This window comes from Streptomyces sp. NPDC002499 (assembly GCF_053595415.1).
Genome location: NZ_JBSFXO010000015.1, coordinates 152,630 through 176,531, shown reverse-complemented (window position 1 = coordinate 176,531; position 23,902 = coordinate 152,630). Strand labels below are relative to the sequence as shown.

17 protein-coding genes are annotated in these 23,902 nt (G+C 70.6%); 13 read left to right on the top strand and 4 right to left on the bottom strand.

What is annotated here, in order from left to right:
* Nucleotides 1-171: 171 nt before the first annotated feature.
* Nucleotides 172-3,372, bottom strand: coding sequence for a tetratricopeptide repeat protein (locus ACWD5F_RS37735; protein ID WP_451260803.1), 3,201 nt, complete (start codon nt 3,370-3,372; stop codon nt 172-174).
* Nucleotides 3,373-3,552: 180 nt separating this feature from the next.
* Here ACWD5F_RS37735 and ACWD5F_RS37730 point away from each other — a divergent pair, with 180 nt between their 5' ends.
* The 6 genes from ACWD5F_RS37730 to ACWD5F_RS37705 all read left to right on the top strand — a co-directional run bounded on the left by ACWD5F_RS37730 (nt 3,553) and on the right by ACWD5F_RS37705 (nt 13,103).
* Entirely contained in the window at nt 3,553-4,284 is a 732-nt protein-coding gene (locus ACWD5F_RS37730) for a hypothetical protein (RefSeq protein ID WP_451260802.1), read from the top strand.
* 30 nt (nt 4,285-4,314) lie between these two features.
* A complete protein-coding gene (locus ACWD5F_RS37725) occupies nt 4,315-6,348 on the top strand; it encodes a thioredoxin domain-containing protein (protein ID WP_451260801.1) in 2,034 nt (677 codons plus the stop codon).
* Nucleotides 6,349-6,539: 191 nt separating this feature from the next.
* Complete coding sequence (locus ACWD5F_RS37720) at nt 6,540-7,817, top strand: glycosyltransferase (RefSeq protein WP_401713579.1); 1,278 nt, start codon at nt 6,540-6,542, stop codon at nt 7,815-7,817.
* A complete protein-coding gene (locus ACWD5F_RS37715; protein ID WP_401713577.1) occupies nt 7,814-9,463 on the top strand; it encodes an ArnT family glycosyltransferase in 1,650 nt (549 codons plus the stop codon). The genes ACWD5F_RS37720 and ACWD5F_RS37715 overlap by 4 nt, the downstream gene beginning before the upstream one ends.
* On the top strand, nt 9,460-10,653 hold the full coding sequence (locus ACWD5F_RS37710) for a glycosyltransferase (protein WP_451260800.1): 1,194 nt from the start codon (nt 9,460-9,462) through the stop codon (nt 10,651-10,653). The genes ACWD5F_RS37715 and ACWD5F_RS37710 overlap by 4 nt, the downstream gene beginning before the upstream one ends.
* A complete protein-coding gene (locus ACWD5F_RS37705) occupies nt 10,650-13,103 on the top strand; it encodes a galactose oxidase-like domain-containing protein (protein WP_451260799.1) in 2,454 nt (817 codons plus the stop codon). The genes ACWD5F_RS37710 and ACWD5F_RS37705 overlap by 4 nt, the downstream gene beginning before the upstream one ends.
* A gap of 36 nt (nt 13,104-13,139) precedes the next feature.
* On the opposite strand, the gene ACWD5F_RS37700 is transcribed toward ACWD5F_RS37705, so the two are convergent.
* From ACWD5F_RS37700 to trhA, 3 genes are all read right to left on the bottom strand, one after another.
* A complete protein-coding gene (locus tag ACWD5F_RS37700) occupies nt 13,140-13,772 on the bottom strand; it encodes a TetR/AcrR family transcriptional regulator (RefSeq protein ID WP_451260798.1) in 633 nt (210 codons plus the stop codon).
* Entirely contained in the window at nt 13,769-15,340 is a 1,572-nt protein-coding gene (locus ACWD5F_RS37695; protein ID WP_451260797.1) for a DHA2 family efflux MFS transporter permease subunit, read from the bottom strand. The genes ACWD5F_RS37700 and ACWD5F_RS37695 overlap by 4 nt, the downstream gene beginning before the upstream one ends.
* 134 nt (nt 15,341-15,474) lie before the next feature.
* Nucleotides 15,475-16,188, bottom strand: a complete 714-nt coding sequence (gene trhA, locus ACWD5F_RS37690; protein WP_401713569.1) for a PAQR family membrane homeostasis protein TrhA — start codon at nt 16,186-16,188, stop codon at nt 15,475-15,477.
* 340 nt (nt 16,189-16,528) lie between these two features.
* Between trhA and ACWD5F_RS37685 the strand changes: the two genes are divergently transcribed.
* The 7 genes from ACWD5F_RS37685 to ACWD5F_RS37655 all read left to right on the top strand — a co-directional run bounded on the left by ACWD5F_RS37685 (nt 16,529) and on the right by ACWD5F_RS37655 (nt 23,886).
* Nucleotides 16,529-18,361 (top strand): phosphoenolpyruvate carboxykinase (GTP), encoded by a 1,833-nt coding sequence (locus ACWD5F_RS37685; RefSeq protein ID WP_451260796.1) that lies wholly within the window; start codon nt 16,529-16,531, stop codon nt 18,359-18,361.
* 307 nt (nt 18,362-18,668) lie between these two features.
* On the top strand, nt 18,669-19,655 hold the full coding sequence (locus ACWD5F_RS37680; RefSeq protein ID WP_451260795.1) for a serine/threonine-protein kinase: 987 nt from the start codon (nt 18,669-18,671) through the stop codon (nt 19,653-19,655).
* Nucleotides 19,642-20,097 carry a hypothetical protein gene (locus ACWD5F_RS37675; RefSeq protein WP_401713564.1) on the top strand — a complete coding sequence of 152 codons (456 nt, stop codon included), beginning with the start codon at nt 19,642-19,644 and terminating at the stop codon, nt 20,095-20,097. Before ACWD5F_RS37680 ends, ACWD5F_RS37675 begins: the two co-directional genes overlap by 14 nt.
* Nucleotides 20,098-20,189: 92 nt before the next feature.
* Nucleotides 20,190-21,128: a hypothetical protein gene (locus tag ACWD5F_RS37670; RefSeq protein WP_451260794.1), complete on the top strand. Its 939-nt coding sequence runs from the start codon at nt 20,190-20,192 to the stop codon at nt 21,126-21,128.
* 26 nt (nt 21,129-21,154) lie between these two features.
* A complete protein-coding gene (locus tag ACWD5F_RS37665; RefSeq protein ID WP_401713560.1) occupies nt 21,155-21,916 on the top strand; it encodes a vWA domain-containing protein in 762 nt (253 codons plus the stop codon).
* A gap of 3 nt (nt 21,917-21,919) precedes the next feature.
* Nucleotides 21,920-22,720, top strand: coding sequence for a PP2C family serine/threonine-protein phosphatase (locus ACWD5F_RS37660; protein ID WP_451260793.1), 801 nt, complete (start codon nt 21,920-21,922; stop codon nt 22,718-22,720).
* Nucleotides 22,717-23,886 carry a hypothetical protein gene (locus tag ACWD5F_RS37655; RefSeq protein ID WP_451260792.1) on the top strand — a complete coding sequence of 390 codons (1,170 nt, stop codon included), beginning with the start codon at nt 22,717-22,719 and terminating at the stop codon, nt 23,884-23,886. Before ACWD5F_RS37660 ends, ACWD5F_RS37655 begins: the two co-directional genes overlap by 4 nt.
* The last annotated feature ends 16 nt before the right edge of the window (nt 23,887-23,902 follow it).

Here is a 23,902-nt window from a genome sequence, read left to right as displayed (position 1 = left end):
CGGCGGTCCGGGAACGGGACGGGGCCGGTGGCCCCGGGTCGGGCAGGCTGGGACGGGCCGGGTCAGGCCCGCCCTCTGCCGGCGCCGCCCGTTGCGCCCCGCAGTTGACCGCGGGGCACCACCCGCGCCGCCGTCCGGCGACCGCTCGCCCCTGTCAACCTCCGGCAGCCGTCACGTCGCCGCCCCCACCGCCACGCCCATGACCTCCCGTGCGTGTCGGCTCGGTACCATCCCCAACCGCCATGCCTGCCAGCCCGTTTCCAGGCTGATGCCTCGCTCCAGGAGGAGTTGGTACGTGTCGACGTAGTCGTCCAGCTTCTCGTCGCGCAGGGGGTGGCCGGTGCGGGAGAGTTGGGTCAGGTCCTCCTGGGCGACCGCTGTGCCGACGTCGACGCCGCCGGGGGCCGCGTACGGGAGCAGGGTGCAGCGCAGGAAGCGGGCCCAGTCCTCGCCGCGGCGGTCGCCGTACGAGGTGAAGAGGGCGATCGCCTCGTCGCACAGGGCCAGGGCCTGCTGGGTGCGGTTGTTGCCGGCGTCCACGACGACCAGTTCCAGGCAGGTCCAGGCCTCGCCGTGGGTGACGCCGATGCGCTGGAAGTCGGCGCGGGCGTCGACCAGGAGCTGGCGGGCGAAGCCGGAGTTGCGCAACGAGCCGGTCTGGGCGGCCCGTTGGTCGCGGGTGACGCGGGCCGAGTGGTGGCGGGCGCAGGCCAGGCCGTAGACATCACGCATCCGGGAGAACATCGTGCGCGAGCGCTCCAGTTCGCGCACCGCCCGGTCCAGGTCGCCGGTCTCCTCCAGGGCCTGGCCCAGGTAGTAGACGGTCCAGGCCTCGCCGCGCGCGTCCTCGTTGTCGCGGTGCCGGGCGGCCGCCTGGCGCAGGCCCTCCACCGCGGGCGACGGGTCGCCGTCGACCAGCCGGGCCCGGGCCAGCTGGGTCAGCGCCCAGGCCTCGCCGCGGGCGTCGCGGGTGCGGCCGTACCGGTCCAGGGCCGCGTGCAGTTCGGTCTCCGCGCGCGGTACGTCGCCCATGCGCAGGGCGAGTTGGCCGAGCTGGAAGTGGGCCCAGGCCTCGCCGTGCACGGACTCGCCGGCGCGGTGCAGGACCAGGGACTCGGTCAGCAGCCGTACCGCCTCGGCGACCTGGCCGCGGTCGCGTTCCACCGCCGCCAGCGCGTGCATCGTCCAGGCCCGGTCCGTGGCGAGTTCGGGAGGTGCCTGGAGGGCGAGTGCCTCGCGGAGTCTGGCGGCGGCCTCGGTGAGGTTGCCCTGGTGGTGCAGGGTGATGCCGAGCGAGCACAGGGCGCGGGCCGCGCCCGCGTCGTGATGGGCCTCCCGGTAGAGGTCGACGACGGAGGCGAGGGTGGTGCGGGCCTTGTCCAGCTCGCCGAGCTGACGGGCCGCGATACCCGTACGCCACTGCACCGAGCGCACCAGCAGCCCCTGGTCCACGGCCTGCGCCAGGTCGCTGATCTCGCCCAGGCGGTAGAGGTCGCCGCGCAGCAGGCAGTAGTCGCACAGGGCGCCGAGCAGGTTCAGCACCGCCCCCTGGTCCACGCCCTCCGCGTGCCGCAGCGTCGAGGTGATGAAGCTCGACTCGTCGTCCAGCCAGCGCAGCGCCTCGTCCAGGGACGTGAAGCCGTGCGGGCTGAAGCGGTCCGAGCGGGTCGACATGTTGCCGTCGACCAGACGCAGCACCGAGTCCGCGAGTTCCGCGTAGCTCACGATCAACCGTTCCTGCGCCGCCGTACGCTCCGCCTGCTCCTCCTCGTCCAGGAGGCGGGCGTGGGCGAAGGCGCGGACGAGGTCGTGCAGGCGGTAGCGGTCGCCGCGCACATGGTCGATCAGGCCGGCGCGGGAGAGCGCGGTCAAGTGACGTTTCGCCTCCGCCTGGTCGGTCGCCAGCAGCGAGGCCGCGGCGGCGGCGCCGAGCGAGGCGCGGCCGGCCAGCGCGAGCCGGCGCAGCAGCCGGCGGGCGGGCTCGGACTGGTCGGTGTAGCGCAGCCACAGCACCCGCTCGACCGGTTCGACGGGGCCGTACGCCCCGAGATCCGTGGCGAGTTGGCGCGGTGAGCGCGGGCCGAGGGACGAGCCCGCGACGCTCAGCGCCAGCGGCAGTCCGCCGCACAACTCCCTGATCAGGTCGGCCGATTCGGCGTCGTAGGGACCCGAACTGTCCTGCGCCGCCGACTCCAGCAGCTCCTCCGCGCCGGCCGGGTCCAGTGCCTGGACCGGCAGTTGGTGCACCCGGGCCGGCAGACCGGCGGGCAGCTCCATGGGGTGCTCGGTGGTGACCAGGACCAGGCTGTCGGAGCGTTCGGGGACGAGGGTGCGGACCTGCTCCAGGTCCGAGGCGTCGTCCAGGACGATCGTCACCGCGGTGCCGGTCAGATGCTGGTGGTACAGCTCGCTCAGCCGCTTGACCTGCTGGTCGGGGGAGGAGCGCTCGCGGAACAGCAGCTGTTCGCGCGGTGCGCCGAGCCGGTTCAGCAGGTGCAGCAGGGCGTCCCGGGTGGGCAGCGGCTGCTCCTGGCCGCCGCCGCGCAGGTCGACGACGCAGGCGCCGCGGAAGTAGTCCTTGAGGTCGTGGGTGGCGCGCACCGCGAGCGTCGTACGTCCGCTGCCGGGCGCCCCGTGCAGCACCACCACCGTCGGCAGGGTCTCGGTGCTCGCGCGCGAGGCCTGCACCCACTGCCGGATCCGCCCCATCTCCGTCCGGCGGCCTGCGAACACGCCCGAAGGATCGGGGAGTTGGGCGAAGGACTGGGCGAGCACACTGCGCCCGCGGGCCGCCGCGCTCTTGTCGGTGCCGCGCAGTTGCGGTCCCGGCTTCTTCTTCGGACCGGTGGACGCGGCGAGCACGCGCTGCTGGTCCAGGAACGGACGGATGCCGCGCACCTCCAGCGCGGTCAGCCACTGCAACCGCAGCTGTTCGGGCCCGCCGGGCTGGCTCTCGGCGCCGGCGCGGTGGTGCGCGGCCGGCAGATGGGACCCGGCGACCTTCACCACGGTCGCGGCGGCGCCCACCACGCCGACGGTCACGCCCGCGCCCAGCGCCGTCCCCGTGCCCGTACCGAGCGCCAGGTCGGCCACGGCCGCCGCCACCGCGGCAACGGCCGCCACCAGCAAGGGAGTTCCGGCGCCTTCGCGCGCGTACCGCTGGCCGAAGGTGAGGCTGCCGGCCGCCGCCTCCTCCAGCGCGCGGGTGTAGGCCCCATACTCCTCGGCGGCGGTCTCCGCCATCGCGTCGAGCGCGCCACGCGAGCGCGACAGCAGCACGCTGCCGTCGGTACGGCCGCCGGAGCGCCGTACCTCTTCCTCGACGGCCCGGGCCAACAGCCGTTCGGCGTCGGCCCGATGGCTGTCCCGCATGTCAAGTCCCCCTCCGACGGCAACGGCTTTCTTGGTCAAGTGTGCTGCGGACGGGGCCCGGGGGCGAGAGGGCGGGCGCTCCGCGAATCGCCGTGGAGGGATTGTGAATTCGTTCTGTGTGCCCGCTGAGTGGTTATCGTGATCGCCGACATCGCATGGAATTGACGGGGAGAAGAGAACATGAGCGCGGACAACGGGACGCCGAACCCACCGGCGGGTCCACCGCCGAGCCCGTACCTGGGTCCACCGAACCCGTACCCGGTCCCGCCGCAGGGACCGCCGCCCTCGCACCCGCCGCGCTGGGCGTGGTGGGTGGTCGGGATCGTCATCCCGGTCGTGGGCATCCTCATCACGATCCTGGTGGGCCGGCCGAACTCGTCGGACGACGACGGCGACCGGAACGTGCAGTCGGGGCCCTCCGCCTCCGTGCGGTCCAATGGTGCCGGAGCGGGACAGGGCGGCGGCAAGACGCAGAGCAGCCCGCCGCCGGCGGCCGACGCGGAGACGTGGCAGAAGGTCTACGGGCCCGCCAAGGCGACGGCCGAGCAGAGCATCTCGGGGACCTACGTCGAGCTGGACACCCCGAAGGCACCCCTCGAGCTGAACGGTGGAGGCGACGGCGCGGACCTCTACTTCGGGTCGGCGAACGGCGACCCGTCGATCAGCGTCCCCGACAGCGCGAACAACCTGGCGCCGTTGCCCGACACCGGTAGCGCCCCCACGGCCGAGGCATGCGCGGAGAGCGTGGACCGCAACGGCAGCTACACCGCGTCACCCGTGAAGCGGGGCGAACAGTACTGTCTGCTGACCGGCGAGGGCCGCATCGCCTACCTCAAGGTCGTCACCATGCCGGACGGCGGCGTCGGCGGCGGAATCCTCGACGTGACCGTCTGGCAGACGCCTGGCGCGTGACCCGGGGGGTCCTGCGGCAGGATGGACTCCATGCCGAACCGACTGGCCCATGAGACGTCGCCGTACCTCCTCCAGCACGCGGACAACCCGGTCGACTGGTGGCCGTGGTCGGCCGAGGCCTTCGAGGAGGCCCGCAAGGCGGGCAAACCCGTTCTGCTGAGCGTCGGTTACTCGAGCTGTCACTGGTGTCACGTCATGGCGCACGAGTCCTTCGAGGACCGGGCGACCGCCGAGTACCTCAACGAGCACTTCGTCAGCGTCAAGGTCGACCGCGAGGAACGCCCCGACGTCGACGCCGTCTACATGGAAGCCGTCCAGGCCGCCACCGGCCAGGGCGGCTGGCCCATGACCGTCTTCCTCACCCCCGAAGGCGAACCCTTCTACTTCGGTACGTACTTCCCGCCCACGCCCCGCCAGGGCTCGCCGTCCTTCCAGCAGGTACTGGAGGGCGTCCGCGCCGCCTGGACCGACAGGCGGGACGAGGTCGCCGAGGTGGCCGGGAAGATCGTGCGGGACCTCGCCGGACGAGAGATCTCCTACGGGGACTCGCAGGCACCGGGCGAGGAGGAGCTGGCCGGCGCGCTGCTCGGGCTCACCCGTGAGTACGACCCGCAGCGCGGCGGATTCGGCGGGGCGCCCAAGTTCCCCCCGTCCATGGTCGTCGAGTTCCTGCTCAGGCATCACGCGCGCACCGGCGCCGAGGGCGCGCTCCAGATGGCCCAGGACACCTGCGAGCGGATGGCCCGGGGCGGGATCTACGACCAGCTCGGCGGCGGGTTCGCGCGGTACTCCGTCGACCGCGACTGGGTGGTGCCGCACTTCGAGAAGATGCTGTACGACAACGCCCTGCTGTGCCGCGTCTACGCGCACCTGTGGCGCTCCACCGGCTCCGAGCTGGCCCGCCGGGTCGCCCTGGAGACCGCAGACTTCATGGTCCGTGAACTGCGCACGAACGAGGGCGGGTTCGCCTCCGCGCTGGACGCCGACAGCGACGACGGGAGCGGGCGGCACGTCGAGGGCGCGTACTACGCGTGGACGCCACGGCAATTGACGGCCGTCCTCGGCGCCGAGGACGCCGAACTCGCCGCGCAGTACTTCGGCGTCACCGACGAGGGCACCTTCGAGCACGGCTCCTCGGTGCTGCAACTGCCGCAGCAGGAGGGCGTGTTCGAGGCCGGGAAGGTCGAGTCGGTCAAGCGGCGGCTGCTGGACGCCCGGGCCGAGCGGCCCGCCCCCGGCCGGGACGACAAGGTCGTCGCCGCCTGGAACGGCCTCGCGATCGCCGCGCTGGCCGAGACCGGCGCCTACTTCGACCGCCCCGACCTGGTCGAGGCCGCGGTCGGCGCCGCCGATCTCCTGGTCCGCCTGCACCTGGACGAGCAGGCGCGGCTCGCCCGGACCAGCAAGGACGGCCAGGCCGGCGCCAACGCGGGCGTCCTCGAGGACTACGCCGACGTCGCCGAGGGCTTCCTCGCGCTCGCGTCCGTCACGGGCGAGGGCGTGTGGCTGGAGTTCGCCGGCTTCCTGCTCGACCACGTACTGGCCCGCTTCGCCGACCCCGAAAGCGGCGCGCTCTACGACACCGCCGTGGACGCCGAGCGGCTGATCCGCCGGCCGCAGGACCCCACCGACAACGCCACGCCCTCCGGCTGGACCGCCGCCGCGGGCGCCCTGCTCAGCTATGCCGCCCAGACGGGCGCCCAGCCGCACCGCGCCGCCGCCGAGAAGGCGCTCGGCGTGGTGAAGGCGCTCGGCCCGCGGGTGCCCCGGTTCATCGGCTGGGGCCTCGCCGTCGCCGAGGCGCTCCTCGACGGGCCGCGGGAGATCGCGATCGTCGGTCCCGCGCTGGACGACGAGGCGACAAGGGCCTTGCACCGCACGGCACTTCTGGGCGCCGCGCCGGGTGCCGTGGTCGCGCTGGGGGTGCCGGAGAGTGACGAGTTCCCGCTGCTGGCGGACCGGCCCCTGGTGGACGGGGCACCGACCGCGTACGTCTGCCGTAACTTCACCTGTGACGCGCCGACCACCGATGGTGACCGCCTGCGAGCCGCGCTGAACAGCTAAAACGACAGAAACGGAACGAGTGCGCACGGACCCTGTGTGGGGATTGTTCACAGGGAGGGCCCGTTGTGACGAAACGCGCTCTTCATCGAAAGATCGTGCGCACTTCACAGATCCCCCCTAATGTCTGCACAGTGACGCGGCGGGTGTGACTCACCGTCGCGACAGGGGGTTTTGGGATCTGGGGGGATCTGTTGCTCACGTCCATTTTTGTCGCTGTCGTTTCGCTTGCCCTGTTCTGGATGGCGGCCTTCACTCTGTGGTGGCAGATGCATGCCTGGCGTACGCCGGAAGTGCTCGCCTCCACCCGCTTCAGCAGACCTGACGGCGACGAACACGTCAGCTTCTCGCTGCTGGTCCCGGCACGGCACGAACAGGCCGTCCTGGACCACACCATCCAGCGGCTGCTGGAGTCCACACACACCGACTTCGAGATCATCGTCATCGTGGGGCACGACGACCCCGAGACCACGGAGGTGGCCGCGTCGGCCGCCGAGCGCGACCCGCGTGTCCGTGTCGTCGTCGACACCCACGAGAAGAAGAACAAGCCCAAGGCCATGAACACGGCGCTGCCGCACTGCCGCGGCGATGTCGTGGGGGTCTTCGACGCCGAGGACCAGGTCCATCCGGAGCTGCTCGCGCACGTCGACCACGCCTTCCGCACGACCGGCGCGGACGTCGTCCAGGGCGGCGTCCAGCTCATCAACTTCCACTCCAGCTGGTACAGCCTGCGCAACTGCCTGGAGTACTTCTTCTGGTTCCGCTCCCGACTGCACCTGCACGCGCAGAAAGGGTTCATCCCGCTCGGCGGGAACACCGTCTTCGTTCGCACCGACGTGCTGCGCGAGGCCGACGGCTGGGACCCCAACTGCCTCGCCGAGGACTGCGACCTGGGCGTACGCCTGTCCAGCGTCGGCAAGAAGGTCGTCGTCGCCTACGACTCCGACATGGTGACCAAGGAGGAGACCCCGGGCTCGCTGATGTCGCTGCTCAAGCAGCGCACCCGCTGGAACCAGGGCTTCCTCCAGGTCTACCGGAAGAAGGACTGGAAGCAGCTGCCGGGCTTCGGGCAGCGGCTGCTCGCCCGCTACACGCTGATGACGCCGTTCCTTCAGGCGATCTCCGGCGTGATCATCCCGCTCAACGCGGCCGTCGCGCTCTTCCTCGACGTGCCCGTCGGGATCGCCTTCCTCACCTTCCTGCCGCTGGTCACCGCCGCCGTCACCTTCGTCTTCGAGGTCGTCGGACTGCACGACTTCGGCAAGCAGTACGGACTGCGCGTCCGTGCCGTCCACTACCTCAAGCTGATCGTGGGCGGCCCCTTCTACCAGGTCCTCCTCGCCGGAGCCGCCATCCGCGCCGTCTGGCGCGAGCAACGCGGCCGCAACGACTGGGAGTTGACCAGCCATGTCGGCGCACATCTGAACCACGCCGAAGCGAACCGTGACCTCCGAGAGGATGTCCCTGCGTGACCTCCACCCTTCCCGCGGTGACCACGACCGAGGTCCCCGCGCAGCGGCAGCCTGCGCCTGAAACCGGTTCGCCCCGTCGAACACCCCTTCCGGCCCGGCTGCGTTCCTCCCGACCGGACCTCCTCCTGTGCGGCGCGCTCCTCGTGGCGATCCTCGTCGTGCAGGGCTGGAACATCGCCGACTACCCGACGCTCAGCGACGACGAGGGCACCTACCTCGCCCAGGCCTGGGCGGTCCAGCAGGGCAAGGGCCTGGCCCACTACACCTACTGGTACGACCATCCCCCGCTCGGCTGGATCCAGTTGGCGCTGCTGACCTGGATCCCCTCGCTGCTCAGCCCCGAGTCGATGACCGTCGGCAGCATGCGCGTGGTGATGCTGCTGGTCAGCGCGGTCAGCGCGGTCCTGGTCTACGTCCTGGCCCGCCGGCTCTCGCTGCCCCGCTGGGCCGCCGGGCTCGCCATGGTCCTGTTCGGTCTCTCGCCGCTCTCGGTGGTCCTGCAACGGGAGATCTTCCTCGACAACATCGCGGTGATGTGGACGCTGCTGGCGTTCACCCTCGCCGCCTCCCCGAGCCGCCATCTGTGGCACCACTTCGGGGCGGGCCTCGCGGCGGCGACCGCGGTGCTCACCAAGGAGACGATGCTCGTCATCCTGCCCGCGGTGTTCCTCACGATGTGGCGCCACAGCCACCGCGACACCCGCAAGTTCGCCCTCACCGGCGCCATCACCGCCTGTGTCCTGATCGGCTTCGCCTACCCCCTGTTCGCCCTGCTCAAGGGCGAGCTGATACCCGGCGGCGGACACGTCTCCCTGTGGGACGGCGTCAAGTACCAGATGACCAGGCCGGGTTCGGGCTTCATCCTGGACAGCGCCTCCGGCTCGCACGGCGTGCTCCGGTCCTGGCTCTACTACGACCGGATCCTGCCGCTGGGCGGCCTCGCCGGCGCGCTCCTGCTGCTGGCCACCTGGCGCTGGTCGGTCACCGCCCGCTCACTGGCGGGACCCGCCCTGACGGTCGCCATCCTCGCCCTGCTGGCCCTGCGCCCCAACGGCTACCTGCCCGCGATGTACGTCATCCAGGCGCTGCCCTTCCTCGCCCTGGTCCTCGCCGGCGGCACCGCCTCCGTCGCCCACGCCGTGCTGCGCAGAGGGCGGGCAGAGGGGGAGAAACGGTACGTCACCGGCGGCCGGTACGCCCTCGCGGCCGTCCTCGCGGTCGCCGCGGGCGCCTATGTCGTCCCGCGCTGGTACGACGGCGCCCACACCGCCGTCACCACCGACGCCAACGCCCCCTACCGGGCCGCCTCCAAGTGGCTGGCCTCCGAGGTCGAGAACCCCAAGGGCACCCGGGTCCTGGTCGACGACGCGCTCTGGCTGGACCTGGTGCACGAGGGGTATCAGCCCGGGCTCGGCGTCATCTGGTTCTACAAGGCCGACCTCGACCCGGCCGTCACCAGGACGATGCCGCACGGCTGGAAGGACATCGACTACGTCGTCGCCTCCCCGACCGTGCGCCGCGACGCGGTGGACCTGCCCAACGTCAAGGCCGCCATCGAACACTCCACCCCGGTCGCCACGTTCGGCACCGGGGACGACCGCATCGAGATCCGCCAGATCCAGACGGCCTCCGGAGGTGCCCGATGACCCACGAATACACCGCCCCCGGTGAACTCAACGATCCCGCCGTACGCGCGGCCGAGGTGGCCGAGCCCGGCGCGGTCACCATCGTCGTGCCGACGTACAACGAGTCCGCGAACGTCCGTCAACTCCTGCACCAGATCACCGAGTCGGTGCCCGCCCGGCTGCCGTGCGAGGTCGTCTTCGTGGACGACTCCAGCGACGACACCCCCGAGGTCATCCGCGAGGCCGCCAAGGACTGCCCCTTCCCGGTGACCGTCCTGCACCGCGAGGAGCCGGTCGGCGGGCTGGGCGGCGCGGTCGTCGAGGGCATCAGGGCGGCCGGCTCCGACTGGATCGTCGTCATGGACGGCGACTGCCAGCACCCGCCGTCCCTGGTACCGGAGTTGGTCGCCACCGGCGAGCGCTCCAACGCCGGTCTCGTGGTCGCCTCCCGGTACATCAAGGGCGGCAGCCGGGCCGGCCTCGCCGGCAGTTACCGGGTGGCCGTCAGCCGCGCGGCCACCTGGCTGACCAAGTCCCTCTTCCCGCGCCGGCTGCGCGGGATCAGCGACCCGATGTCCGGGTTCTTCGCGATCCGCCGCAGCGACATCACCGCGGACGCCCTCAAGCCGCTCGGCTACAAGATCCTGCTGGAGCTGGCGGTCCGCAACCGGCCCCGGCAGGTCACCGAGGTGCCGTTCGTCTTCCAGGACCGGTTCGCGGGAGAGTCCAAGTCCAGTGCGCAGGAGGGCTTCCGCTTCCTGCGCCATCTGATCGGCCTGCGCACCGCCTCGCCGGTCGCCCGCATGATCGGCTTCGGGCTGATCGGCGCGACCGGCTTCCTGCCGAACCTGCTCGGCCTGTGGGCGCTGACCAAGATCGGCATGCACTACGTACCGGCGGAGATCCTCGCCAACCAGCTCGGCGTGGCCTGGAACTTCGTACTCATCGAGCATCTGCTCTTCCGTGACCGTCGTGGGCACCGCCGTTGGTGGGACCGTGTCGGCCGGTTCGGGCTGCTCGCCAACGCCGACCTGGTGCTGCGGATACCGCTTATCGCGCTGTTCGTGCACCGGTTCGGGATGGGCGCGCTCGGCGCCACCGCGCTGGCGCTGGTGACGACGTTCGTCCTGCGCTTCGTGGGGACCGAGGCGCTGGTCTATCTGCCGCGCAGGGGGCGCGGGGGGAGTACCGCAGCAAGGAGAGCCGTGTGAACAGAGCGAGTCTCACCAAGAATCTCAACAGACACCGAAGAAGGACGGCACTGGTCGGGGTGGGGGCCCTGACCGCCGGTCTGCTGCTCACCTCGCCGCAGTCCGCCGAGGCCGCCAACCTCGTCAAGAACCCGGGCTTCGAGACGGCCGGCACCGGCGACATGCCGTACTGCTGGGAGAAGTCCGGCTGGGGCGACAACGACTTCACCTTCGAGACCACGAGCGACGCGCACAGCGGGTCCAAGGCGATGAAGGTGTCGCTGACGCGTCGGGTCGAGGGCGACCGCAAGGCGCTGATCACCGAGACGACGGACTGCGCGCCGGTGGTCACCGCGGGCAAGCAGTACGACCTCGGGCTCTGGTACAAGTCGACGACACCGGACGCCAACGTCACCCTCTTCCGGCACGACACCACCGCCGGCTGGCAGTACTGGACCGACCTCAAGACCCTGGAGATGCAGGGGAGTTGGACGCAAGCCACGGTCCGTACGCCCGAGGTCCCGGCCGGCACCGACCGGATCACCTGGGGGGTCTCGGTCTACGGCACCGGCTCGGCGACCACCGACGACTACACGATGGAGCAGGTCCCGGACGTCACCCCGCCGGCCACCTGCACGGGCACCGCCGACCAGTGCGCCAACGGGCGCTGGGACGTGCTGCCCACGCAGAACCCGGTGCGCTCGATGCACTCCGTCGTCCTCAACAACGGCAAGGTGCTGCTGATCGCGGGCTCCGGCAACAGCGAGGAGCAGTTCAACGCGGGCACCTTCACCAGCGCCGTCTACAACCCGGCCGACGGCTCCTACAAGGTCATCCCGACGCCGAAGGACATGTTCTGCTCCGGCCACATCCAGTTGCAGGACGGCCGGGTGCTGGTGATGAGCGGCAACAAGGCGTTCCCGGCGGCGGACGGTTCGCACGGCTACGAGGGCTACAAGGACTCGTACATCTTCGATCCGGTCACCGAGACCTACAGCAGGACCAACGACCTCAACGACGGTCACTGGTACCCGTCGGCGACCGAGCTCGGCAACGGTGACGTCATCTCCTTCGGCGGGCTGCGCGAGGACTCGACCGGCTCGGTGACCGCCGAGTACTGGTCGGACGCCGAGCAGAAGTGGCTGGCGCTGTGGCAGGTCAACCAGACCTGGTCGTACTGGGGTCTGTACCCGTCGATGATCCTGATGCAGGACGGGCGGCTCTTCTACTCGGGCAGCCATGTCTTCGGCAACAACATCCCGGGCACCGGCAGCGCGATCTACGACTACAACGCGAACACGGTCACGCAGGTCCCGGGGTTGCAGAACAAGGACCAGCGGGACCAGTCGGCGAGCGTGCTGCTGCCGCCGGCGCAGGACCAGAAGGTTCTCACCATCGGCGGCGGCAACATCGACTCCAACCCGGACGGCAACCGGCTGACCGACGTCATCGACCTCAAGGCCGCCAGCCCGTCCTACGTCGCCGGGCCGCCGCTGCCGCAGGGCACGGTCGACCTCGGCAACGGCCCGGTGCCCGAGACCGGCAACCAGGGCAAGATGTACGTCTCCGCCGTACTGCTGCCCGACGGCAAGGTGCTGGAGACCGGCGGCGCGCTGCACAACCGGGCCAACCCCGTCTTCGAGTCGTCGATCTACGATCCCGGCACCAACACCTTCGACCCGGTGGCCGCCGACCCGCAGGCCCGCGGCTACCACTCGTCGTCGTTCCTGCTGCCGGACGGCCGGGTGATGTCGACCGGTGACAACCCGGGCAACGGCACCTGGAACCACAACGTGTCGATCTACACGCCGCCGTATCTGCTCAAGGGCACGCGCCCGACGATCACTTCGGTGATCGACACCGAGTGGACCTACGGCGACACCCAGCGGATCACGGTCGACCGGCCCATCGCCAAGGCCGAGTTGATCCGTCCGGCCGCGGTCACGCACTCCTCGGACCCCAACCAGCGGTTCGTGGATCTGCCGCTGTCCGTGGACGGCAACAACGTCGACCTGAACGTGACGAACAACCCCAATGTGGCGCCGCCGGGTTGGTACATGCTCTTCGCGGTGGACGCCAACGGTGTGCCGTCGGTGGCCAAGTGGGTGCATCTGCAGGGTCCTTCGGCCCTGAGCGCCGCCTCCGAGGACACGGCCTCGGCGCACGTGCACTCCTTCGCGGACTCGCTCGAGGGCAAGGTCGCGAAGCCCGGCAAGAAGCGCACCTCGCAGAAGGTCCCCGTGACCATCTCGGGCTGCGACCGGCACTACGGCTCGATCAACGTGTGCGTGCCGACGGCCTTCCCGAAGACCGTGAAGAAGACGGCCGAGGCGAGGTGCAGTTGGCTGAAGAAGAACGACTACGGCCGGCTCAAGGTCAACGGCAAGGACGACCCGCTGGGCCTGGACCGCAACAAGGACGGCCTCGCGTGCGGGAAGGGTGATGTGAAGACCGTGCTGACCAAGCGCTGACGGTCGGTACGGACCGGTACGGACCGGAGCACGGGCTCACTCGGTGAGTCCGTGCTCCAGCACGTTCAGGGTGCGGTCCACCAGGTCCTTGAACTCGTCCTGGTGGCCGTTCTCCGCCCAGTACAGGGACGTCTCCATCAGGCCGCCGATGATGGCCATGGCGTAGACCCGTACCTCCAGGCTGCCCGGGTCCCGGCCGGTGCGCTCGGCGATGGCCTGGCAGAGCATGTTGCCGGTGACCGACATGCTCTCCATCATCCGCGAGCGCACCGCCGGGACCTGGACCATGAGGTGGGTCCGCAGGCGGGCCACCTCGGGGTCCTCCTTGATGCCGAGGCGGATGGCCTTCTGCATGACGTACCGCAGGGTGGTCATCCAGGGCTCGTCGGCGGGCCGCTCCCGCAGCTCCTCCATGATGATCGGGTCGAACTCGTCCGTGAGGACGATGTCCTCCTTGGTGGGGAAGTAGCGGAAGACGGTCGACGGTGACACCTCGGCGCGCTCGGCGATCTGCTCGATCGTGGTCGCGTCGTACCCCTGCTCCTCGACCAGTGCGTACGTCGCGGTGCGGATCGCCTCGCGGGTCTTGATCTTCTTCCGCTCGCGCAGGCCCAGCTGGGGGCGGTCGGCGGGGCTGAAGGGGGAGGGTGCGGCGGTCATGCCGCTCATTGTCCGGCATCCGCCGACGCGGTGGCCATGTCCGGGGTCCCGTCCCCCTCCTTCCCGGTGCGCGTGACCGGGGTGTTCGGCAGGAAGGCCGCGGCCAGCAGGGCGGTGACGAGGGCCGCGGCGCCGCACACCAGCAGGACCAGGCCCATGCCGTGGACGTACGCGCTGTTCGCGGAGGCCACGAGGTCGGCCGAGCCCGCCTTCTGGCCGATGATGTGGGCCGCGACCACGGAGTCCCCGGCGGTGTCGGCGGCCTTCGCGGACAGCCCGGTGGTGTCGAGGCGGTCGCGGAAGGTGCTCGCCAGCAGGCTGCCGAGCAGGGCGATGCCGATGGCGGCACCGACCTGGCGCGTCGTCATGAGGAGACCGGCGCCGCTGCCGGCCCGGTCGCGGGGCAGCGCGCCGAGGGCGCCGTCCATCGCCGGGACGACCGAGAAGCCGAAGCCGAAGCCGGTGATCGACAGCCACAGCGCGGTGAAGCCGTAGCCCGAGTCCACGCTCGTACGGCTGCCCAGGAGCGCGGCGAAGGCGAGGACCACCAGGCCCGCGGTGACCACCGCGCGGGAGCCGAACCGGGCGACGACCGGCTGCGCGGCGCGGGCCGCGACGATCAGTCCGCCCATCATGGGCAGCAGCCGGACGCCGGTGCCCAGGGCGTCGTTGCCGAGCACCGCCTGGAGGTACTGCGGCAGCACGAACAGCAGGCCGGACAGGACGAACATCACCAGGGTCGCGGCGAGTGTGTTGAACAGGAAGCCGCGTTGGGCGAGCAGTTCCATGTCGAGCATGGGGCGGGCCATGCGCCGCTCGCGCAGCACGAGCGCGGCGATCAGTACGGCGGCTCCGGCGAGCATGCCCACGATCAGCGGGTCGCCCCAGCCGCGGCTGGGCGCCTCGATGATGGCGTAGATGAGGGCGCCGAGGCCGGCCGCCGTGAACGCGGTGGAGAGGGCGTCGACCCGGGGCGAGGCGGGGTCGCGGGTCTCGGGGAGCAGGAAGACGCAGGCGGCGATGCCGATCGCGGCCATCGGGATGTTGACCAGGAAGACCGAGCCCCACCAGAAGTGGTTGAGCAGCCAGCCGCCGATGATCGGGCCGAGCGGCAGTCCGAGCGAGGAGGCGGCGGAGATGATGCCGACGGCCTTGGTCCGCTCGTCCGGGCCGAAGAGCGAGGGCAGCACGGACAGGGCGAGCGGGGTGATCAGTGCCGCGCCGATGCCCATGACCGTGCGGGCCGCGATGACCCAGTTCACGTCGTCGGCCAGGACGCCGACCACGGAGCCGGCGAGGAAGATGCCGAGCCCCACGATCAGCATGCGGCGCCGTCCGAAGCGGTCGCCGAGCAGTCCGGCGGGGAGCATCAGCGCAGCGAAGACGATGACGTAGGAGTCCGCCATCCACTGCTGCTGGCCGGTGGTGGCGCCGAGGTCGCCCGCCATCGTCGGCAGGGCGACGTTCAGGATCGTCGTGTCGAAGCCGAGGGTGAGCATGCTCGCGACCAGGGCGCCGAGGGCCCACCAGCGGCGCGGGTCGCGCCGCACGTCCATGTTCTGAGTGACAGTAGCCATGAAATGAGAGTAGCTCTCAAAAGATGGTTGATGTCAACAGGGAGTTGCTGTCAGGAAGCTGCGAAACAGGTCGCGGCATACGAAAAATGGCCACGGCGGAGGAGCCGTGGCCATGAAGGGGAGTGCGTCAGAAGCTATCCGTGCTGGTACGCCACCAGGGAGATGCCGACGTAGTGCGTGAGGAAGGCCGCCACGGTGAGCGAGTGGAAGACCTCGTGGAAGCCGAACCAGCGCGGGGACGGGTTCGGGCGCTTGATGCCGTAGATCACTCCGCCCGCGCTGTAGAGGAGACCGCCGACGATCACCAGGACGAGGACCGCGATGCCGCCGGTGCGCATGAAGTCGGGCAGGAAGAAGACGGCCGCCCAGCCCATCGCGATGTAGCAGGGGGTGTAGAGCCAGCGCGGGGCGCCGACCCAGAAGACGCGGAAGATGATGCCGGCCGTCGCCGCGGCCCAGATGCCCCACAGCAGCACCTGCCCCTTGGCGCCCGGCAGGAGCAGCATCGTCAGCGGGGTGTAGGTGCCGGCGATGATCAGGAAGATATTGGCGTGATCGAGCCTGCGCAGGATGCCGTCCATGCGGGGGCTCCAGGTGCCCCGGTGGTACAGCGCGCTCACGCCGAACAGCAGGCAGGCCGTCAGCGCGAAGATCCCGCACGCGATCCGGCCTCTTGAGGAGTCGGCGAGAGCGGTCAGTACCAGGCCCGAGACGAGTACGGCCGGGAACATGCCGAGGTGCAACCAGCCGCGCAGCTTGGGCTTCACGTGGTCGGGCAGGGAGAGCGCCTCGGCGACGCGGCCGGCGGCCGTCGTGTCCGTGTGCGCGTCGGGGACGGACGCAGTCATGCCCGGCATCGTACCTACGGACCCGTAAGTTACGTGTCAGTAGGAGCTGAGGAACAGCCAAGAGTGGCCATCGTCTCACGGGAGTTGGTGGTCCGTACCACCGCGCAAAAGAACCGTCAGGTGAACCCAACGTGCACGTAAAGACACGCTCGGAAACACGGTGATGCGTGGCGATCCTCACTCCGCTCATCCGTGAGGCCCTCTGGACATATGGGCACTCGCGTCGGATGATCAAATGAGTGCGGTCGGCACCGGATGAGCGCTGAAGATCAGCCGTGCAGCATCCGGGCCGCAGCCCCCACGGGGCCTCCAACAAAAAATCCCTCATTTAGGAGCAATCGTGGCGCGCGACATCGCGGCTCCCCCCGTCATCCCCACAAAGCACCCAGAACTGATCTCGTGGGTGAACGAGATCGCCGAACTGACCCAGCCGGACAGCGTGGTCTGGTGTGACGGATCCGAAGCCGAGTACGAGCGACTGTGCGAAGAGCTCGTCGAAAAGGGCACCTTCAAGAAGCTCGACCCGATCAAGCGCCCCAACTCCTACTACGCCGCCTCCGACCCGACCGATGTCGCGCGGGTCGAGGACCGGACGTTCATCTGCTCCGAGAAGGAAGAGGACGCGGGTCCGACCAACCACTGGAAGGCACCCGCCGAGATGCGGCGGATCTTCTCGGGGGCGAAGGGCGAGGGGGGCGTTTTCCGTGGCTCCATGAAGGGCCGGACGATGTACGTCGTCCCCTTCTGCATGGGCCCCCTCGGCTCCGACCTCTCCGCGATCGGCGTCGAGATCACCGACTCCGCCTACGTCGCCGTCTCCATGCGCACCATGACCCGCATGGGACAGCCCGTCCTGGACGAACTCGGCGAGGACGGCTTCTTCGTGCGTGCTGTGCACACGCTCGGAGCGCCGCTGGCCGAGGGCGAGGCCGACGTGCCGTGGCCGTGCAACTCCACCAAGTACATCTCGCACTTCCCCGAGAGCCGCGAGATCTGGTCCTACGGCTCCGGCTACGGCGGCAACGCGCTGCTGGGCAAGAAGTGCTACGCCCTGCGCATCGCCTCCGTGATGGCGCGCGACGAGGGCTGGCTCGCCGAGCACATGCTGATCCTCAAACTCACCCCGCCGCAGGGCGAGTCGAAGTACGTCGCCGCCGCCTTCCCGAGCGCCTGCGGCAAGACCAACCTCGCCATGCTGGAGCCCACCATCTCCGGCTGGACCGTCGAGACCATCGGTGACGACATCGCCTGGATGCGGTTCGGCGAGGACGGCCGGCTCTACGCGATCAACCCCGAGGCCGGCTTCTTCGGCGTCGCGCCCGGCACCGGTGAGCACACCAACGCCAACGCGATGAAGACGCTGTGGGGCAACTCGGTCTTCACCAACGTGGCGTTGACCGACGACAACGACATCTGGTGGGAGGGCATGACGGAGGAGACCCCGGCCCACCTCACCGACTGGAAGGGCAACTCCTGGACACCGGAGTCCGGGACGCCCGCCGCCCACCCCAACGCCCGCTTCACCACCCCCGCCGCGCAGTGCCCGATCATCGCGCCCGAGTGGGAGAACCCCAAGGGCGTGCCGATCTCGGCGATCCTCTTCGGCGGCCGGCGCGCCACCGCCGTACCGCTGGTCACCGAGTCCTTCGACTGGAACCACGGCGTCTTCCTCGGTGCCAACGTGGCTTCCGAGAAGACCGCCGCCGCCGAGGGCAAGGTCGGCGAACTGCGCCGCGACCCGTTCGCCATGCTGCCGTTCTGCGGCTACAACATGGGCGACTACATGGGCCACTGGGTCGATGTCGCGAAGGGCCGCGACCAGGCGAAGCTGCCGAAGATCTACTACGTCAACTGGTTCCGCAAGAACGACCAGGGCAAGTTCGTGTGGCCCGGCTTCGGCGAGAACAGCCGGGTCCTGAAGTGGATCGTGGACCGGCTCGACGGCCGCGCCGAGGGCGTCGAGACCCCGATCGGCGTGCTGCCGGCCAAGGGTGCCCTCGACACCAAGGGCCTCGAACTGGCCGAGTCCGACCTGGACTTCCTGCTCACGGTCGACAAGGAGATCTGGCGCGAGGAGGCCTCGCTCGTGCCGGACCACCTCAACACCTTCGGCGACCACACGCCGAAGGAACTGTGGGACGAGTACCACGCGCTGGTGCAGCGCCTGGGCTGAGTCCCGCACCCGAAGGACTCCGCGGCCGGCAACGGTGCCCTGACCAGCGATCGTCACGGCCGGCCGCGGTGCCGACCGGCGAGGTCCCGCACAACGGCGTGCGGGACCGTGGGCCCGTCGTCACCGATCCCGTCCGCCCCGACGGGAACGGGGGCGGCGGGCCTTCGCCTTGTCGCGAAACCGACGGCCTCCACTTCTCGTATCTTCTCGCGTCTTCTCGCGTCTTCTCGCATCACCTCTGTGCGCACCCGGATTTCGCGGGACACTCGGGACATCCTGCAACGAACCCCGAAATGAGGTGAGCGGGGTGCGCACACCGGTCAGCGATCCCCTGAAGGTGGGGCCCTACCGGATCGTCGGGCGGCTCGGGTCCGGCGGCATGGGATGGGTGTATCTCGGCCGTTCGCCGGCCGGGCGTGAGGTGGCGGTGAAGGTGGTGCGCCAGGAACTGGCCGCCGAGCCCGAGTTCCGGGAACGCTTCGCCCGCGAGGTCGCCGCCGCCCGGGTGGTCAGCGGCGCGTACACGGCGGCCGTGATCGACGCCGACACGGAGGCCGAACTGCCCTGGCTGGCCACGATGTACGTGGCGGGCCCCTCGCTCACCGAGGCCGTCCGCACCGACGGCCCGCTGCCCGAGGCGCAGGTCCGCAAGCTCGGCGCCTTCCTGGTCGAGGCCTTGCAGGCCGTGCACGCGGCCGGCGTCGTGCACCGCGACCTCAAGCCGTCCAACGTGCTGCTGGCCGCCGACGGCCCCCGCGTCATCGACTTCGGCATCTCCCGCGTCGACGGCGCCCCCGGCCTCACCCAGGCCGGACTCATCGTCGGCACCCCGCCGTTCATGTCCCCCGAGCAGATGAAGGGCGCGCGGGTCGGCCCGCCCAGCGACGTCTTCTCCCTCGGCGGAGTCCTGGTGTACGCGCTCACCGGCCGCCCGCCGCACGGCACCGGCGAGTCCGTGCGCTACCAGGTCGTCTGCGGCGAACCCGAACTCGACGCCGTACCGCCGAACATACGTCCGCTGATCGCCCGGTGCCTCGCCAAGAAACCCGAGGACCGGCCCGCGCTCGACGTGCTGCTGACCGAACTGCTGGAAGAGACCGAGCAGTCGCCGTCCTGGCCCCCGCCCAAGGTGAGACGGACGATCGAGCTGCGGGTCAGCGAGCTGGCGGCCCGCCGCTCCTCCGGTACGAGCGTGTCCGTGCCGTCCTGTCTGCTGCTGCACGCCCAGGCGCTGCTGGACGCCGGCCTGACCGACGCGATGGTCACCCGGGCGGTGAACCGTGGCTCCCTCTGAGTCCTTTCCCGCCCCGGTCCTCGAAATCGGCACCCACTGGCGCCAGTTGGTGCAGCAGTGGGGCGCCGGACGGAACTACCACGCCCTGACGGACACCGACTCCGTGTCCCTGCGCTTCGATCTGGAGGAGACGGGCCGCACGCTCACGGTCCGCTTCATGACCACCAAACGGCTGCTCGTCGCCTTCGTCACCGACGGCCAGTACCTGCGCCACGATCAACTCGCCCTCGCCGCCGCCGCGTCGAACGCCTGGAACACGGAACAGCTCAATCCGATGCTCTCCGTCTGGGACGTCCGCGGGCCGCGGCCGTGTCTCGCCGGGGTGTGCGATCTCCCGCTGATCTGCCGGGTCACCCAGCCGGATTTCGATGCTCTGGCCAGTGATTGGGTGGAACGGGCGCGGCAGATGTTCATCCGCTGCCACCAGGTGTTCCAGTTGTAGAAGTGACAGGTGTGAGGGGGCACAGCCCCTTTCGGACGCGGGCCTGTTGGCTCCACTATGGGCGGGGGTCTTTTCGGGCCACGGGGGTGCCCATGGGGCGATCGTTGCGTTTCACCATCTTTCTGGGAATTCTCCTCGTCCTGACGTCGGTCGCTCCGGCGGCCGGGGCGGACGAGGAGTGCGGTGGGGACTTCTCGGCCAGGCTGAAGTGCTGGTCGAGTGAACTCGACGACGGGAGTGTCACCGTCACCCTGGACCGGGCGCTGCGCCTCGACGGCTCCACGACCCAACGGGCCGACCTCATCGAGGACATCGAGGGCAAGAGCGACAAGCTGAACGTCCAGGTGCCGGCCGGCGTCTCCACCGGCGAGGGCGGCACAGTCCTGCTCCTCCTGGCGGAACAACGCGGCCGACTCGTCGACCAGAGCGCGAGGATCGACCGGTTGTCGCAGAGCACGCGCAAGCAACTGGACAGTCTCTGCGATTCGACGCGCAAGGACCTGTGCGCGCTGGTCGGCCCCGGCAAGTCCCAGGTGTCCGGCGACAAGTTGATCACCGAGGACGAGGTCACCGAGCAGCACGCCTACGTCGTAGGCCGCATCGGCGATCAGGGCGACAGCCGTACCCGATGGCTCCTCCCCGCCGTCGCCACCGTCCTCGTCCTCCTCCTCGGCGCCTTCTTCCTCCTCGTCCGCCGTACCCGAACTCCCGCCCCCGCCAGGGCCGGTCAGGCCTCGCGCACCGCCGACGCCGACGAACCCACCCGTGCCCTGCGCGCCACCCCCGCCCGCTCCGGCGGCCGGCACCGGGCCCGCGACCGCGGTGGGCCCACCCGGTCCGCCGTCGTCCGTACCGATCTGCACCCGCAGGGATACGTCGAACTCGACCGCGTCCTGTACCGGGCGGTGTGGGCGGAGCCCGGACAGGCGCCGCCCGCGCCCGGCTCGCCCGTCGACGTCACCGACGCCCCGGACAAGGACGCGGAGGTCCTGCACGCCTTCCCGCCCGCCGCGGGGCGACCCGCCCGCTGACGTACCGGTTCCACCAGGAGAGGCCCATGTCCAGCGAATACCCGCCCACCCTGCCGGCGGAGTACGCCGACATCGAGTTCGAGAACAACGCTCAGCGGCTGCCGCTGGTGCTGTGCCTCGACACGTCCAGCTCGATGGCGGGCCCGCCGATCCAGACGCTCAACGACGCCCTCGTGGAGTGGACCCGCGAGCTCCACGACGACGTGGCGCTCAGCTACTCCGTCGAGGTCGCGCTGGTCACCTTCGGGGGACAGGGCGTCGCCGCCTGGCGCGGCCCGCAGCCGCTGCCGCCGGGGACGCCGGTGAGCCCGTTCGTGCCCGCCCACACCTTCCGGCCGCCCCGACTGGCCGCCGCCGGCGTGACGTTGATGACCGAGGCGCTGGAACTGTCCATGCACGTGGTCGCGGCCCGCAAGGCCGAACTGCGCGCCTCCGGGCTCCAGTACTACCGCCCGCAGATCTGCCTGGTCACCGACGGACTGCCCACCGACGGCACCGGCCGCCGCACCGACTCCTGGCAGCGCCTTGTCCCCGTCCTCGCCGAGGAGCAGCGCGCCCGCCGCTTCCGGCTCTACGCGATCGGCGTCGGCGGCATCACCGACGTCGGCGAACAGGTGCTGCGCGCCTTCGCGCCGACCTTCAACGCCCGTATCCAGGGCTTCCCGTTCCGCGAACTGCTCCAGATGATGTCGGCGAGCGCCAACGCGGAGCAGAAGGGCGCGGGCGACGAGGTCTTCGAGAAGATCTTCAGCCAGTTCAAGACCCAGCGCCCGGCCTGGGAGAGCTAGGCGATGGGCGCGGGCCGGACCGGCTGGCGGATCCACGGCATGAGCGTCGAGGGCTACCGGCACCGCAGGGACGGCAAGCCCTGCCAGGACGCGTGCGCGCACACCGTGTCCGGGCAGGTCGCGGTGCTCGCCGTCGCGGACGGCGCGGGCAGCAGGCCACGCTCGGAGGAGGGCTCCCGGCTCGCGGTGGACCTGGCCGTCGAACATTTCGTACGAAGGTCATCGGCCGCTGCCGACACCCCGCCCGGCGAGGCCGTGCACGACCTGCTCGCGGACGCCTTCCACGACGTCACCAAGGTGTTCCTGGACACCACGGGAGCCTCGGCCACCGACTTCGCGACCACCCTGACCGTCGTGGTCCTGACCCCCGGCTGGCTCGGTCATCTCACCGTCGGCGACGGCTTCGTGGTGCTGCGGGCCGGGACCGAGGACGGGGAGCGGCAGTTCCACGCGCTGCCGCAGCCGGCCGCGGTCAGCGAGTACAGCAACGAGACGGTCTTCCTGACCTCGCCGGACGCGGGCCGCCGGATCCACACCGACTGCGTGTGCGACCCGCGCGTCGACGGGGTGCTGCTGTCCACCGACGGCCTCGCGCAGGCCGCCCTGTCCCGCTCGGCCGGGGGCGCGCCCACGCCCAACGCCTCTTTCGTGGACGCCGTCTTCCGCTCGCTGGACACCACCCCGGGCCCGGTCTCCGACAGCGCGCACGAGAACCTGGCCGCGCTCCTCAGGTCGGACCGGCTGACCGCGCTGAACGCCGACGACAAGACCCTGCTGCGGGCCGTGCGGGAGGTACGGGGATGAGCGGTCGGGTGGTGTACCTGGACGGCAAGCAGGCCCAGCTCGCCGAACTCCCGCTCAAGGGCGGCGGTCAGGCTGCCGTCTTCCCGGTCGAGGGCGACCACGGCACGGTCGTCAAGCTCTACCGGGAGGCGCCGGGACCCGACCAGGAACGGCGGTTGGCCCGGATGCTGACCATGTCCCCACTCGCCGCCCGCCCCACCGACCGGTCCCAGCCGCCCGAACTGGCCTGGCCGACGGCGATCGCCCGCGGCGCCGAGGGCGAGTTCCTCGGCTACGCCATGCACCGCTTCGGCGAGCCCGAACACGTCCAGCTGGTCGGCCTGTTCACCCGCGCCCAGCGGCTGCGGCTGTTCCCGGAGCGGGCGGACTGGCGGTTCCTGCTCGGCGTCTCCTGGAACCTCGCCTTCATGACCGCCCGCATGCACCACGACCATCTCGTCATCGGCGACTTCTCCAGCAGCAACGTGGTCGTCGACGCCAACGGCTTCGTCACCTTCCTCGACTGCGACTCCATCGCCTTCACGGACGCGGTCACCGGCGAGCCCTTCCCGTGCCTGATGCACACCACCGACTACTCGTCCCCCGAGCGGCAGTCCGGCGCCCCCGCCACCCGCGCCAGCGACGACTTCGCCCTCGCGGTCCTCGTCTACCAACTGCTGACGGCCGGAAACCACCCCTTCGGAGGCGTCCCGCACGAGAGCACCTCCGAGTCCACGGTCAAGGACAACATCGCCGCCAGCTGCTCCTACGTGGTGCGCCCCGAGTCGGTCGTCATCCCGCGCGGCACGGTCGACCCGTCCGTCCTGCCACCGGAGTTGCTCACCCTGGCCCGCGCCGCCTTCGGCCCTGGCGTGCACGCCCCCGCCGCCCGCCCCCCGGCGGAGGCCTGGCTACGGGCGCTCGACCGGGAACGGGCCCGCCTGCGCAGCTGCCCGAACCGCCCCCTGCATACCTACGGTTCCCACCTGCCGACCTGCCCGTGGTGCACGCGCGCGGCCGTGACCGGACACGACGTGTTCAACGGCCCGCCACCGGTCCCACTGCCACCACCTGTTCCGGCACCGGTCGCGCAAGAGGCGCCGGGCGGCGGGCGGTTGAGGGCACTGAAGGTGGCGGTGCTGCTGGTCGTGGTGCTGGTGCTGATCGTGGTCCTCGCAAGCCTCTAGTGAGAGTGAGCCGCTC

Coding starts and splice junctions, on each gene's coding strand:
- ACWD5F_RS37735 (WP_451260803.1), bottom strand. CDS start 3,372: ATGCGGGACAGCCATCGGGCCGACGCCGAACGGCTGTTGGCCCGGGCC.
- ACWD5F_RS37730 (WP_451260802.1), top strand. CDS start 3,553: ATGAGCGCGGACAACGGGACGCCGAACCCACCGGCGGGTCCACCGCCG.
- ACWD5F_RS37725 (WP_451260801.1), top strand. CDS start 4,315: ATGCCGAACCGACTGGCCCATGAGACGTCGCCGTACCTCCTCCAGCAC.
- ACWD5F_RS37710 (WP_451260800.1), top strand. CDS start 9,460: ATGACCCACGAATACACCGCCCCCGGTGAACTCAACGATCCCGCCGTA.
- ACWD5F_RS37700 (WP_451260798.1), bottom strand. CDS start 13,772: ATGAGCGGCATGACCGCCGCACCCTCCCCCTTCAGCCCCGCCGACCGC.
- ACWD5F_RS37695 (WP_451260797.1), bottom strand. CDS start 15,340: ATGGCTACTGTCACTCAGAACATGGACGTGCGGCGCGACCCGCGCCGC.
- trhA (WP_401713569.1), bottom strand. CDS start 16,188: ATGACTGCGTCCGTCCCCGACGCGCACACGGACACGACGGCCGCCGGC.
- ACWD5F_RS37670 (WP_451260794.1), top strand. CDS start 20,190: ATGGGGCGATCGTTGCGTTTCACCATCTTTCTGGGAATTCTCCTCGTC.
- ACWD5F_RS37665 (WP_401713560.1), top strand. CDS start 21,155: ATGTCCAGCGAATACCCGCCCACCCTGCCGGCGGAGTACGCCGACATC.
- ACWD5F_RS37660 (WP_451260793.1), top strand. CDS start 21,920: ATGGGCGCGGGCCGGACCGGCTGGCGGATCCACGGCATGAGCGTCGAG.
- ACWD5F_RS37655 (WP_451260792.1), top strand. CDS start 22,717: ATGAGCGGTCGGGTGGTGTACCTGGACGGCAAGCAGGCCCAGCTCGCC.